Raw genomic sequence first — 13,584 nt, 5'->3', positions numbered from 1 at the left:
CGCCATTATCGTGCTGCTGCTCTATCTGGCGTTTCGCCGCGTTCAGGAGGTGCTGCTCATTCTCACCCCCTTGCCGCTGGCGGTGGTGGGGGGGAGCTGGACCCTCTGGCTGCTCGACTTCAACCTCTCGGTGGCGGTCGGGGTGGGCTTTATCGCTCTGGCGGGGGTGGCGGTGGAGACCGGCATCTTGATGCTGGTCTACCTCAACCACGCCTGGGATGACCTCATCGCCAGCGGCAAGCCGGACCAGGCGGGGCTGCACCGGGCGGTGATCCACGGCGCAGCCCTGCGCCTTCGCCCCAAGATGATGACGGTGGTCACCATCATCGCTGGCCTGTTGCCCATCATGTGGAGCCAGGGCACCGGCTCCGAAGTGATGCAGCGCATCGCCGCCCCCATGATTGGCGGCATGGTGAGCGCACTGGTACTGACCCTCTTGGTGCTGCCCGCGGCCTACTACCTGTGGCGCAGTCGCACTCTTGGCAAACATGCCGACCAACCAGCCGAATAGGCTGACACCAGGATCCATTTCGACCACACAACGAGGAAATCAAGATGAACTACAAGACGCTGACTCTGACATTGCTGCTTGGCCTTGCCACCCACACCAGCCTGCAAGCCGAAGAGATGATGCATCATGAAGGGCACGATATGAGCCAGACGGGTGAGATGAGCGAGCAGGCAGAAATGGTGATGACCAAGGGGATCATTACCCGCCTTGATGAGGGGAGTGGCAAGGTCGGCATCAAGCACGAGACGATCGAGAACCTCAAAATGCCCCCCATGACCATGGTGTTTCGAGTGGCAGATCCGGCTCAGCTCAAGGGGCTCAAGGTGGGTGATGCCATCCATTTCCATGCCCAAAGCCAAGACGGCAAGCTCACAGTGACGGCCATCAAGCCACAATAAGCGGCTCTGGCTCGCCGAAAAGGTCACAGCTGATAGTGACAACGCAAGAGGGAGGCATAAGCCTCCCTCTTCTTTTGATCAACCTGTTCGTGTGGTCAACCTCTGGTGGGCATGGCACTCAGCTGCGGGTTGCCAGCAACTGCTCCACATCCTCGATCACCTTGAGGGCCGCCTGCGGGCCGCCGCTGGAGGTCCAGAGCGACCCATCCACGGCATCAAAGCGCTTGGCCTTGATCACCGGCAGCTGCTGGAATGCCGGGGTCTGCTCCGCCTGACGCATGGCATCCACCGCATCGCCGGTGGCGCTCAGGGTACCGACCACCAGCCAGTCGGCATCCAGCAAGTTGAGGGACTCCAGACTGAGCGCCGGTGAGTGGGGCGCGCCAGTCCCCTGTTGTTTGTCCGGACGCACCAGCCCCATCGACTCCACTACGCTGCTGGCAAAGGTGCCCTGATACATAAAGCTTGGCCCCTTGGGGTTCCAGCGCACTATGCTGATGCTCTCCCCTTGGTGTTTGGCCAGCTTGCTGCGTGCCTGAGTCAACCGCTCGGCATACTGCAGCAAGAAAGTATCAGCTTGCTGGTCGCGGTTAAGGGTGTGGCCGGCACGGCGGAAGCTATCCTGCCACGGCTCCCCCCACTTGCTGGTCACCACGGTCGGCGCGATCTCCCCCAGCAAGGTCAGCAGCTCGGGACGGGTCTGGCCGGTCAGGATAAGGTCGGGCTCCAGCGCAATCAGCGACTCCAGATTGGGGCTGTCGAGATCGCCGATCACCTGGATCCCCATATCCGCCTTGCTCAGCAAATAGCGGGGCAAGGTGGGTTGCCCACGGCCATTGACAGCGCCGATGGGGGTCAGCCCCAGGGTCAGGGTGCTGTCGAGTTCCAGCTCGCTCAGCACCACCACCCGTTTCGGCTGGACGGGCACCTGCACCTTCTGGCCAAACGCATCGGTCACTTCACGCATCTCCTGCGCCTGAACCAGCGGCGCGGCCAACATCAGGATGGCTGCTGCCAGGGTGGCAAAACGCTTCATCATCTCACTCCTTCTCGTTGCGCGGCCCGGATAATCGGCCGCGAGGATACACTCGGTGGGCCCACAGAGCAGGCCCATATGACTCAACTCGCCGAACGCAGGGCGCGGCCATGTTCGTGGCGACGGGGCACGATAATGGGCGCCCCGTCGCCGGGGGCATGCAAAATGTCGACACTGGTCTGGTAGAGCCGGTCGATCAGGGATTTGGTCACCACCTCCCGGGCCGGGCCCATGGCGGCAATGGTCCCCTCGCCGATGGCGATCAGCTCGTCACAGTAGCGGGCCGCCATCGCCAGATCGTGGATCACCAGCAGCACGGTTTTGCCTTCGGCAGTGATGCGGTGAATCGCCTCCATCACCTCGGTCTGGTGACCGATATCGAGGGCGCTGGTGGGCTCGTCGAGCAGCACCATGTCGCTGTCCTGCGCCAGGATCATCGCCAACCACGCCCGCTGCGCCTGCCCGCCGGAGAGGGACGCGGCGCTCTGCTGCCAGATGCTTTCAAGCTGCATCCGCTCGCAGGCAATACGCACCATGCGGGCATCCTCCTCGCCCCACTGATTGAACCAGCCCTGATGGGGATGGCGGCCATACTGCACCAGCTGCTCCACCAGAATGCCGGCTGGCAGGGTCGGCCGCTGGGGCAGATAGGCGAGCTCCCGCGCCAGCCCCTTCATGGGGTAGCTGGCAAGCGGCTTACCCTTGAGCAGGATCTCGCCGCGTTGGGCTTTCATCTGGCCAGATAACAGCTTGAGCAGGGTCGATTTGCCGCAGCCGTTGGGGCCGACGATCCCCACCAGCTTGCCCCTCGGCACGCTGAAGGAGATGTCCCGCAAAATGGGGGTCTGCTGATAGGCGAAGTGGAGGCGATTTACGGTGAGCGTCATCAGTCGGCCCTCTGGCGATCGTTAACAAGAAGAAACAGCAGCAACAAGCCACCAAGAATGCGGGTCATGATGCCGGTCGCCACCTCGTGAGGGCTGGCCAGCACCCGGACCAAGGTATCGCTGGCAAGCAGCAGCAAGGCGCCGCTGAGTGCCGCCAGCCAGAGCGGCACCACCCGGTCTTTTACCAGCCAGGAGGCAAGAATGGGGGCCGCCATGGCGATAAAGACCACGGGACCGCCGATGGCGGTGCCGAGCGCCGCCACCAGAATGGCCTGCGCCAGAATGCCCAGTTGCACCCGATCGCCGTTGACGCCAAGCCCTCTGGCCATCTCGGGGCCAAAGCGCAGCAGCGCCAGCGAGCGGGAGAGATAGACAATCCAGGGGCAGAGCAGCAGCAACAGAATGGCGATGGGGGTAATGGTGCTGTACCCCACTGCGATAAAACTGCCCATGTTCCACAGATAGAGGGAACTCAGGTGCAGCAAGGCCTTGGTGGACATCACGAACTGGCCGAGCGCCTCGAACAGCTCGGAGAGGCCGATGCCGATCACCACGAACAGATAGCCCTGCTCACCCGGTTTGCGGCAGAGGGCATAGAGCACCAGCGCTGCGAAGATGGCGCCGATAGGTGCCGCCCACCAGGGCCAGCTGCCCACGGTCAGATAGAGGGAGAAGATGATGATGGCCAGAGAGGCGCCGTTGTTGACCCCCACCATATCGGGGGTAGCCAGCCGGTTGCGCACCAGAGTCTGCACCAGACAGCCGGAGAGCCCCATGGCGGCCCCCGCCACCACCACCCCAAGGATGCGCGGCAGCCGGATCTTGAACAGGGTGAGCTGCTCAAGCCGGGTCCCCTCCCCCAGCAGAGTGTTGACCACCCCGGCAAAGCCGAGCTTGCCGCCGCCAACGCTCAGGGCCAGCAGAGCCAGCGCCAGCAGCGCCATGGCCAGCAGCGCCAGCCAACGCCAGCTCGGCAGATGGAGCAGCAAAGAGCGGTTGCCGGCCCGCAGGCAGAGCATATCGGTAGGTGTACGCATCAACCCCTCACTTGACGGTCAGCAGGGTGCGAAAGCCCCCGCGATGAACGATGGCGATCAGCACTGGTGCACCGATCAGGGCCAGAATGACCCCGTTTGGCAGCTCGAACGGCTGGATCAGCCAGCGCGACAGAATGTCGGCCAACAGCAGAAACAGCATGCCGAACAGGGCGGAGAAACAGACCTGCACCGACAGCTTCACCGGCTCCACCAGTCGGCCACAGTAGGCGGCCAGAAAGCCGACAAAGCCGATGGGACCGGCGATGGCGATGGCACTGGCGGTAAACAGGGTGGCGGCCAACAGCACGCCAATTCGCACCCGGTTGGGGCGGATCCCCAGCGCCTGGGCCTGACTGTCCCCCATCTGCATCAGGGTCAGCTGGCGACAGAGCAGCAAAGTGATGACAAACGCCACCAGCACGAAGGGCAACACGGCAATGATGGCATCGAGATTGGCCGCCGACAGGGAGCCGAGGTTCCAGAAGCGGTACTGCTCCAGCACCATCTTGTTGGAGAGCAGCAGAAAGCTGGAGAGACCGCCGAAGGTGGCAGAGAGCGCCACCCCGACCAGAATGAGCTTCAGCGGATTGGAGCGGCCAATCATCATGCCGAGCCCCAACACAATCACGTTGCCGAGCAGCGCGCCGAGTCCGGCCCAGAGCAGATAGCCATAGGCGGACTCCACACCAAACCAGGTGAGCCCCACCACCAGCGCAAAGACGGCCCCGGCGTTGACCCCGAGCAGACCGGGCTCCGCCAGCGGGTTGCGGGTCGCGCTCTGCAACAAGGAGGCCGCCAGAGATAACGAGGCGCCGACCACCATGGCACAGAGGGTGCGCGGCAGTCGCAAGGTATTGAGCACCATGGCGAGCTTCTCGTCGCCAACCCAGCGGGCATCCCCCATCAGGTAGCCGAGCACCTCGCGGGCACCATAGACACCCGCACCGGTGGCGAGCGAAAGAGAAAGCAGTATGAACAGGAGGAATAATCCCAGCCAGAACAGCGAGATCTGGTACTTAACCACCCTTTACGACTCCTTGCGTTTGGGCCTGACAACATGCTGCCAAACCGATGTAAAAACAGGCCGATATAGTGTCAACGGAAATAAAAATGCCGCCCTGACCCATATCTGGACGGCCAAATACTAAATGAAAATAATTTTCATTTGCAAGTTTTGGTGTGTAATAGGTTTTTTTCTGGTCAATTATCCATCACATGGTGACGGGTCTGGTGATAGGCCTCTTCACTCTTGCCCCGGCGCCAGTACGGCACGGCGTAGAGCGACTGGCGATCCACCTCGAGCACGGAGCGAAAATGGCGGCGCAGCGGCAGCACCAGCACCTCTTCCCCACCCAGCCAGAAGAAGCCACCATCGCGCACCAGCGGCAGAGCAATCACATGCTCCAGCAGGCCGCTGGACTCGGGCTCGCCAACAAACCAGTGACAGCGCACCCCGAGCGGTAGTGTCAACGGCTGAGCATCGGCCTGATCCGGCACCAGAATCGCAATTTCCCCTCTGGCATCGGCAGGCATCACCTCGCACATCGCCATGATGGCGGGCAAGGCGGTGAGATCCCCCACCAGGCAGTAGTGATCGGCCGATTGCAGCATGGGGTTAGGGCCACCCGGCCCGGAGAGGATCACCTTCTGCCCCGGCTTGGCATGGGTAGCAAAGGCGCTGGCGGGCCCGCCGTCACCGTGCAGCACAAAGTCGATATCAATTTCCTGCTCATCGCGGCGAAACGCGCGGATGGTGTAGGTGCGGATCACCGGCTTGTCAGCCGGGTCACTCCAGCGCGGGCCGCTCGGGGTCATGACAGGCAGCACCGGCTCTACCTGATGGGGCTGGGACAGCATCACCTTGATATGGGCCCCGCCGCAGGTAAAGGGATAGTCAGCCAGCTCGCTGCCACCAAAAGTGATACGGCGCAAATGGGGAGTGATCTGGGTAATGGCTTTGACGGTCAGCAGACGGGGACGATTGGGAGGCAGAGATGGGGACACGATAAGGCTCCTCGTTGAGTGTGTCGCCCATGTTATATGCAAATAGGAATCACTATCAAATGGGATTATTTCTCGTCTACCAGAACCAAAAGGGTTCAAACATCACCATCCGCTACCCTCCTTCCAATCCAGCAACAGGCTTTATCTAGACTAGCCTCAAGATTAAGCAAAGAAAGCGGCCGGGCAACATCATGGTCACAAAGGGTTCCATTTGCTTATTTCGACCATCGTTTTTCGAGATCAAATTTTATTTCCCAATAAGTTTCCTATCCTTAGTGAAGCAGTTAATGTAAGCACAAGATGCCAAACAGGATTGTATGATGGATGACCAGATCCTGATTATTGATGATGACGATCTCGCCCTCCCCGACGCACAGCAAGCGGGCTGGAAAGTGATGATCATTGACGATGAACCCGAGGTTCATCGCATCACCAAAATCACCTTGAACAAATTCGAGTTTGACAATCGCCCCATCGAGTTTCTGCATGCCTATTCGGCAGCAGAGGCAAAAAAGTTGCTGGCCATCACCCCGGACGTTGCCCTGTTACTGCTGGACGTGGTGATGGAGGTCGACCACGCCGGCCTCGATGTCGTCAAATACGTCCGTGAAGATCTGCAAAACAAGATGGTGCGCATCGTGCTCAGAACCGGCCAACCCGGCCAGGCACCGGAAGATGACGTGGTCACCAACTACGATATCAACGACTACAAGGATAAAACCGAGCTCACCTCCCAGAAGCTGCGCACCCTGCTGCGGGCCAGCCTGCGCTCCTATCGGGATATCCGCTCTCTGGAGAGCAATCGGCAGGGGCTGGAAAAAGTCATCGAAGCCTCAAAGGGGATCTTTGAGAAACGGGCGTTGCGCCAGTTTGTCGAAGGCGCCCAGGAGCAGCTCAATGCCCTGCTCCAACTAGGGGAAACCCAGATATACGATGTCAAGCAACACGCCTATGAGGTGAGGGATCAAGTATTGGAACCCCTGCAGCCAGGTCATCCCCCAGTGCGGTTGACAGAGGCTCCCGAGATACTGCGCCAGGCCATGAGCCAGCGCAGCAACGTCTATAACGCCACCCAGATGGTGCTCTACTGCCAGAATCCGCGCCACCACCTGCTGTTCCACATCGAGACCACCCGCCAGCTCAGCCAGATCGATAGCGGCCTGCTGACGCTGTTTACCGAAAACATCATTGTGGCGCTGGAGAATATCCGGCTCAACGAAGTCATCGCCGACAACCAACGGGAGATCATCTATCGCATCGGCGAACTGGTCGAAACTCGCTCCAAAGAGTCTGGGCTGCACGTCAAACGGGTCGCGCTCTATACCGAACAGTTCTGCCATCTGATGGGAATGAGCGAAGAGCAGAGCGAACTGGTAAAACGTGCCTCACCACTGCACGATATTGGCAAAGTCGGCATTCCTGATGCCATCCTGCACAAGCCTGGCAAGCTGACCCCGGAGGAGTGGGAGATCATGAAAACCCATGCCCAACTTGGGCAGGATATGCTCTCCGGCAGCGATCTGGCGCTGTTCCAGATTGGCGCTACCATAGCAGGTAATCACCATGAAAAGTGGAATGGCAGTGGCTATCCCCGTGGCCTGAAAGGGGCGGATATTCCGCTGGAGGGGCGAATTGTGGCGCTGGCTGACGTGTTCGATGCCCTGGGTTCGGATCGCTGCTATAAGAAAGCCTGGCCGCTGGACAAGGTGCTGGCACTGATTGAGGAAGAGAAGGGACAGCATTTCGATCCCCAGCTGGTCGAACTGATGATGGCCAATTTGGACAAGTTTCTCGAGATCCGCGAGCAGAACAAAGACGTCTATATTGGCGAGCACTGACCCCCATACATATCCTTTTGTGAGCTCAAAAAAACCGCCCTGCTTTATCAGGGCGGTTTTTGTCTCTGGCATCACGTTACTTCAGCGTGAGGGTCACTGCTCCGGTAAGTTGAGATCAAGCTTGGTTGCCGACTGCCCGGGCTGCTGATTTTCGGCCTGAGCCGCCGCCAATGCACGTTTGAAAGCCCGTCGTTTCTGGATCATTACAAACCCGGCACCACCCAGCACCACCAGCAGTAGCCCCCCCCCCGCCAATACCCAGATCAGCCAGCCCATCCCTTCCTCTTCAGCTGTATCTTGAGTCGCTTCGGCACGAGATGCCGGTGCAGCTGCCGACACCACCTCTACGGGAGGGGGCGCTGAGGGATAGATATTGAAGATCTTGACCGGCAATTCAATTTTCAACTCGCGGCCAAGACGAGTTGTGCCATAGAGACTAGCCTTTACCTCATGTTGACCAACCGTCTTGACAGCAGACAGATCAATATCAAATTTAGGCCCGCTAGCGATGCCGCTGAACTCGTAAAGACCTCCAACATTGCTGCTAACACTCCCCTTGATTGCCACAGTGTCAGGATCCAGTTCATCAGGATCGAGTTGCAGTGACAGCCTTGCCCCAACCTCCTCGGTGGGAGGGAGCAGGCTGTAGCTGAATGGATAGGGATAGAGCAGCACTTCCTGGTAACGTGCACGGGTAAACACCTGGTTTCCGGTACTGAACATAGCGCGGTATTTTCCGCCAGGAATATCCTGCAGGGTCACCTCAGCGGTCATGATACCGTCACCCGGCACTTCATCGAGCCCTTTGCCATCATCACGATAGTGGCCAAGCACTTGATCTAGCAAGACTTCTTTATTATCGGCGTCACTGAAAGATTGCAGCCTGACGGTCATACCAAGGTCGGAGAGATAGTATTTATCTTTCGGCGGCTGGCCATTGATCAACAACCACGCCTTGAGCTTGACCACCTCCCCCTGATAGAGCTGCATCGGCAAGGCGGCGATGTCGAGCCGGATATCGGAGAGGATGCGTACACGGTTGTCAGGATCCACGGCACCAATAGCTTGCCAGGGGCCAGGCATGGGATTTCGGATGGTAATCAGATCCTGATCCTTGAGCGCCAGCCAGCCTACATCAGGCGGCGTCACCCTCCCCACATACAGCTTGCTGCCATCGGGGCGCACCAGGATCACTGACGGGGTCCCCGGCTTACGCTGGATCATGAAGGTGATCTCCTTCACCCCGTAATCGATGCGAAAGCGGTTATCCAGCAGTGGGATATCGGAGGGAGCAAACACCTCGGTCGCCATTGCTCCCAGCGAGAGCGAGAGAAACAGCAGTAAACCGATACACCATTTGCTCATTGCCGCCACAGACAACTCCCTCCTTTCTTCTGCACCAGATCGAGCCTCGCCTCATGCAGGGCTTGAACCTCGGCACTGGCACGCACCACCTTGAGGGCGGGCCTATTGCTCTCCAACCGACGAATACTGGTGTCCTGATTACTTTCGTTTTCACTGCTTTCACTGGCCAGATTGAGTTTGGTCTGGCCACCGGTCATCAGCAGGTAGACGTCCGCCAGGATCTCCGCATCGAGCAAGGCCCCGTGCAGGGTACGGTGGGAGTTGTCGATACCGTAACGATCGCACAGCACGTCGAGGTTGTTGCGCTTGCCGGGGAAGAGATCCCGCGCCATCGCCAGGGTATCTGTGATGGTGCAGATATCCGCCGTCTTGAAGTTGAGTCCAAGCTTGCTGAACTCGTAGTCCATGAAGCTCACGTCAAACGGTGCGTTGTGGGCGATCAGTTCGGCACCACGGATGAAATCGAGGAACTCGTCAGCAATCTGGCTGAATGACGGCTTGTCACGCAGGAACTCGTCAGTGATACCGTGCACCTGAATCGCTTCCGGGTCGACCAGACGATCAGGCTTGATATAGACGTGATAGTGGTTACCGGTCAGCTTGCGGTTGATCACCTCCACACAGCCGATTTCGATAATGCGGTGGCCAAGATAGACAGGGCCGCCCGCCGTATTCATACCTGTGGTTTCAGTATCCAGAATGATCTGGCGATTCAGTTGGGGTGTGTTCATGATCCAATCTATGTCAAACTTCGGCTTTACTTACTCGCTAGTTTACCCCAAGCCTCATGTTAAAACAGATTGATTGCTCATGTTAAAACAGATTGATGTCTATACCGACGGCTCCTGCCTCGGCAATCCGGGCCCGGGTGGTTACGGAGCCGTGATGGTCTACGGCAAGCACCGCAAAGAGATTTCCGCCGGATTCAAGTTGACCACCAATAACCGGATGGAGCTGATGGCCGCCATCATGGGGCTGCGCACCCTCAACGAACCGTGCCAGGTGCGCCTCACCACCGACAGCCAGTATGTCCGCCAGGGGATCACCCAGTGGATCATCGGCTGGAAGAAGAAAGGGTGGATGACCGCCAACCGTCAGCCGGTCAAAAACGTCGATCTCTGGAAGGAGCTGGATGCGGAAGTGGGTCGCCACCAGATTGAGTGGCTCTGGGTGAAGGGTCACTCCGGCCACCCGGAGAACGAACGGTGCGACGAGCTGGCCAGAGAGGCCGCCTGCAGCAAGGATCTGGCCGAGGATACTGGCTACCAGCCCTGACGGGCCATGCCCGGTGTGGCGAGGGATTTTGGCAGTTGCCAACGCCGCCGCACCGGGATCAGTGGAAATCGCCGTTTACGGGCCGCAATCACGTATACCGACGCAAACGCCCTGCAATAATCCCGCCCGATACTCTCCCGCCACCAGCTGTGCCAGCTTTGTCTTCCCATCAACGAGTAGCCAAAACGTTCGTCAAACATCACTTCGCATCCCAGCAGATGCAGCCAGTCCGTCACCCGCCCTGGGGTGAACATCCGTGCCGACCAGGGCATTTTGCGCCGCAAAAACGGCACACAGTGGCCGATCCCGACCAGACTCAAGGGGTTATAGCCGCTGATGATCAGCCAGCCATCGTCGGTCAGTACCCTTTCGGCCTCACGCAACACCTGATGGGGATCGGCAGAGAAATCGAGGCAATGGGCCAGCAGACAGACATCAACGCTGCCGGAGCGAACCGGCAGATCGAGAGGATCACCATACATGTCGAGCAGCCGTCCGCTGGGGGCGACCCCGATCTGGTGGCGGATGGAGGAACCTTTGCAGGAGAGTTCTGCGCTCAGGGCGCCAATCTTCAGCAGATGATACCCAAACAGATTGGGGCACCAGTTGTCGAGCCGATCCTGGATCTCGGCCGCCACCCAGTCCCCCATAGGCAATGCAGACCAGCTGGTCGGGATCTCGATTTGTTGTTCGGTACGTGCCACCTGCATAATAGGGCTCAACTCGGGGTTTCGAACGCCATCCTGTTATATAAGATACCCTCCCTAAAGAGAAGCAGACTCATGTATCCAGTGATCACAGTTCCAGCCTTTAATGACAACTACATTTGGTTGATCCGCCACGAGAATCACTGTCTGGTGGTCGACCCTGGGGAGGCGGCCCCCGTGCTGGCGCGGCTCGAGGCACTGGGCCTCACGCTTGATGCCATTCTGCTGACCCATCACCATCACGACCATGTGGGGGGCGTCACCGACCTGCTTGCCCACTACCCCCACGCCCGGCTCTACGGGCCCAAACTGGACCCGATGCCGGATCACCACGGTCAGTGGCTGGAAGATGGCGATCAGATCAACTGGCACGGCCTTGCCCTCGAGGTGATTCATGTGCCCGGGCACACTCGCGGCCACATCGCCTACCATGGCAACGGCATGCTGTTTTGTGGCGATACCCTCTTCTCGGCCGGTTGTGGCCGCCTGTTTGAAGGGACGCCGGAGCAGATGTACCACTCGCTGCAACGGCTCGCCGCCCTGCCCGATGAGACCCTCATTTATTGTGCCCACGAGTACACCCTCGCCAACCTGCGTTTTGCCTATGCGGTCGAGCCGGACAACCCGGCGATCCACCGCCAGATCGGGCTGATCAGCAAACTGCGGCAACAAGGGCTGCCAAGCCTGCCAACCCGGCTGGGTGACGAACGCACTTTCAACATTTTTCTGCGCTGCGAACAGGATTCAGTGAAATTTTCTGCTGAAAAGCATGGGCTAAAATGCGTGGAAAATCCGGTGGATACCTTCACCATCCTGCGTCAGTGGAAGGACGTTTTTTGAACAAACCTTGATCAGGGGGCCATTGCCCCTTATGATGCGGGCTGTTTTTCCTAAAAATGACCGGAACGAGATGAAGGTACGAACGGCCTTATTGGCAGCGCTGTTGCTCAGCGGCTGCCAAAACCTGAGCCATCAGGATGACCGGGCGCTAACGGCAATCGAGCCGATCAAGTCCCCCCAGGTCAAGAAAAAAGCACATAAAAAACACACGTCACGTTTTCTGTTTAGCGATGAACAGCTGGATGAACTGGAAGAGTCGGACAATCTATGGGTGCGTATCAGCGATGATATGCAACTGGAGACGCCGGACAACCCGCGCATCCGCCAACAACGTGAGTGGCTGTTGCGCAATGATAAGCATCTGGCGACCATTGCCAGCCGGGCTGAACCCTACCTCTATCTGATGGTAGAGGAGATTGAACGGCGTGAGCTGCCAATGGAGCTTATTACTGTCCCGATGATCGAGAGCATGTTTGACCCTCATGCCCGATCCCGCAGCAATGCCGTCGGTCTGTGGCAGTTTGTGCCCGCCACCGGCAAGAGCTTCGGTCTGCGCCACGACAACTGGTATGACGGGCGGCGCGATGTGCTGGCCTCTACCAATGCGGCGCTCGACTATCTGGAGTACCTGAACCGCTTCTTTGACGGCGACTGGCTGCAAACGCTGGCCGCCTACAATGCCGGTGAAGGTCGGGTACGCAATGCTATCCAGCGTAACCAGCGTGCTGGCAAGCCGACTGACTACTGGTCACTCGATCTGCCTCGCGAAACCCGGATGTATGTGCCCAAGATCCTCGCCATGGCCGACATGATCAGCAATGCGGACAAGTACAACGTCCAACTGCCTGTGCTAGCCAACGAGCCAAAGCTGCGGGTAGTGGAGACTGGCAGCCAACTTGATCTGAATGTGGCTGCCCAACTGGCAGGATTGCGCACCTCACAGCTTAAAGAGGTCAATCCGGCCCTGAGCCGTGGCGTGATGTCACCGCGCGGACCTTACCGTCTGCTGGTACCGGTGGAGTATGCCGATACCCTGGAGCTGGCACTGGCCGATCTGCCCAAGAGCGAGCGTATTCGTACCCGCTCCTATCAGGTTGTCAGTGGCGATACTCTGTCGCGTATCGCCCAGAATCACGGCGTCAGCGTCAACGAGCTGAAGCTGGCCAACAATCTGCGCAGCAACAACCTGCGTCGCGGTCAGCAACTGGTGATCCCGAGCCATGGTCAGGTCAGCAGCAAGGCCAGCTCCGCCAGTAAACCTCAGCAACTGGCCAGCCGTGGCAGCAGCCAGAAGGCCAAGGTCAATTATCAGGTGCGCTCCGGTGACAACTTGTGGAGTATCAGCCAGGCGCACGGTGTCTCTCATGCCGAGCTGGCCAAATGGAATGGTCTGAATGCCAAATCAGCACTCAAACCGGACATGAAGCTGGTGATCTATCCCAAGCAAGGGCAGCAGAGCAATAAATCGATGGTGTATCAGGTTCGCCGTGGCGACTCCATCTCCTCCATCGCGGCTCGCTTCCAGGTGGCCATCAACGATGTGATGCGCTGGAACCAGCTGGATAAAGGGGATTACCTCAAGCCCGGTCAGGAGCTGACCCTGTTTGTGAAGAACAACGGTTAGGTACCACCGCTTGAACCCGATATAAAAACGGGGCCAGTCACATGACTGGCCCCGTTTTTATA

The 13,584-nt window shown here is 58.9% G+C and carries 14 protein-coding genes; 6 read left to right on the top strand and 8 right to left on the bottom strand.

Annotation, left to right across the window (positions count from 1 at the left end; genetic code table 11):
- Together BN1117_RS14945 and BN1117_RS14940 are read left to right on the top strand one after the other, a co-directional pair.
- The coding region (locus BN1117_RS14945) for an efflux RND transporter permease subunit (protein ID WP_040098634.1) at positions 1 to 511 on the top strand (511 nt) is incomplete at its 5' end.
- Between the two features lie 44 nt (positions 512 to 555).
- The gene (locus BN1117_RS14940; protein WP_040098632.1) at positions 556 to 909 is read left to right on the top strand and encodes a copper-binding protein; all 354 of its coding nucleotides are present in this window, start codon (positions 556 to 558) and stop codon (positions 907 to 909) included.
- Positions 910 to 1,027: 118 nt separating this feature from the next.
- Here the strand turns inward: BN1117_RS14940 and BN1117_RS14935 are convergent, their stop codons facing one another.
- From BN1117_RS14935 to BN1117_RS14915, 5 genes are all read right to left on the bottom strand, one after another.
- A complete protein-coding gene (locus BN1117_RS14935) occupies positions 1,028 to 1,945 on the bottom strand; it encodes an ABC transporter substrate-binding protein (RefSeq protein WP_040098630.1) in 918 nt (305 codons plus the stop codon).
- A gap of 83 nt (positions 1,946 to 2,028) precedes the next feature.
- The gene (locus BN1117_RS14930) at positions 2,029 to 2,832 is read right to left on the bottom strand and encodes an ABC transporter ATP-binding protein (protein WP_005337795.1); all 804 of its coding nucleotides are present in this window, start codon (positions 2,830 to 2,832) and stop codon (positions 2,029 to 2,031) included.
- A complete protein-coding gene (locus BN1117_RS14925) occupies positions 2,832 to 3,869 on the bottom strand; it encodes a FecCD family ABC transporter permease (RefSeq protein ID WP_040098626.1) in 1,038 nt (345 codons plus the stop codon). The genes BN1117_RS14930 and BN1117_RS14925 overlap by 1 nt, the downstream gene beginning before the upstream one ends.
- 7 nt (positions 3,870 to 3,876) lie before the next feature.
- Complete coding sequence (locus tag BN1117_RS14920) at positions 3,877 to 4,893, bottom strand: FecCD family ABC transporter permease (protein ID WP_040098624.1); 1,017 nt, start codon at positions 4,891 to 4,893, stop codon at positions 3,877 to 3,879.
- Positions 4,894 to 5,069: 176 nt separating this feature from the next.
- Positions 5,070 to 5,873: a siderophore-interacting protein gene (locus BN1117_RS14915; RefSeq protein WP_040098622.1), complete on the bottom strand. Its 804-nt coding sequence runs from the start codon at positions 5,871 to 5,873 to the stop codon at positions 5,070 to 5,072.
- A 320-nt stretch (positions 5,874 to 6,193) separates the two neighbouring features.
- Here BN1117_RS14915 and BN1117_RS14910 point away from each other — a divergent pair, with 320 nt between their 5' ends.
- The gene (locus tag BN1117_RS14910; RefSeq protein ID WP_040098620.1) at positions 6,194 to 7,711 is read left to right on the top strand and encodes an HD domain-containing phosphohydrolase; all 1,518 of its coding nucleotides are present in this window, start codon (positions 6,194 to 6,196) and stop codon (positions 7,709 to 7,711) included.
- 93 nt (positions 7,712 to 7,804) lie between these two features.
- Here BN1117_RS14910 and BN1117_RS14905 read toward each other — a convergent pair whose 3' ends face one another.
- Positions 7,805 to 9,076 (bottom strand): TIGR03503 family protein, encoded by a 1,272-nt coding sequence (locus BN1117_RS14905; protein ID WP_040098618.1) that lies wholly within the window; start codon positions 9,074 to 9,076, stop codon positions 7,805 to 7,807.
- Positions 9,073 to 9,807, bottom strand: coding sequence for a DNA polymerase III subunit epsilon (dnaQ, locus tag BN1117_RS14900; RefSeq protein ID WP_040098616.1), 735 nt, complete (start codon positions 9,805 to 9,807; stop codon positions 9,073 to 9,075). Before dnaQ ends, BN1117_RS14905 begins: the two co-directional genes overlap by 4 nt.
- A gap of 79 nt (positions 9,808 to 9,886) precedes the next feature.
- Between dnaQ and rnhA the strand changes: the two genes are divergently transcribed.
- Complete coding sequence (rnhA, locus tag BN1117_RS14895; protein WP_040098615.1) at positions 9,887 to 10,351, top strand: ribonuclease HI; 465 nt, start codon at positions 9,887 to 9,889, stop codon at positions 10,349 to 10,351.
- Here rnhA and BN1117_RS14890 read toward each other — a convergent pair.
- Complete coding sequence (locus BN1117_RS14890; protein WP_040098614.1) at positions 10,339 to 11,061, bottom strand: methyltransferase domain-containing protein; 723 nt, start codon at positions 11,059 to 11,061, stop codon at positions 10,339 to 10,341. The genes rnhA and BN1117_RS14890 overlap by 13 nt on opposite strands.
- 72 nt (positions 11,062 to 11,133) lie before the next feature.
- On the opposite strand from BN1117_RS14890, the gene gloB reads away from it, so the two are divergent.
- Complete coding sequence (gene gloB, locus BN1117_RS14885) at positions 11,134 to 11,898, top strand: hydroxyacylglutathione hydrolase (protein WP_040098612.1); 765 nt, start codon at positions 11,134 to 11,136, stop codon at positions 11,896 to 11,898.
- A gap of 70 nt (positions 11,899 to 11,968) precedes the next feature.
- Positions 11,969 to 13,522 (top strand): lytic transglycosylase, encoded by a 1,554-nt coding sequence (locus tag BN1117_RS14880; protein ID WP_040098610.1) that lies wholly within the window; start codon positions 11,969 to 11,971, stop codon positions 13,520 to 13,522.
- The last annotated feature ends 62 nt before the right edge of the window (positions 13,523 to 13,584 follow it).

Origin of the sequence: Aeromonas australiensis (assembly GCF_000819725.1) — a bacterium.
Lineage (GTDB): Bacteria > Pseudomonadota > Gammaproteobacteria > Enterobacterales > Aeromonadaceae > Aeromonas > Aeromonas australiensis.
Note: the sequence above shows the minus strand (reverse complement) of the source record. Positions and strands in the feature narration are given on the sequence as shown.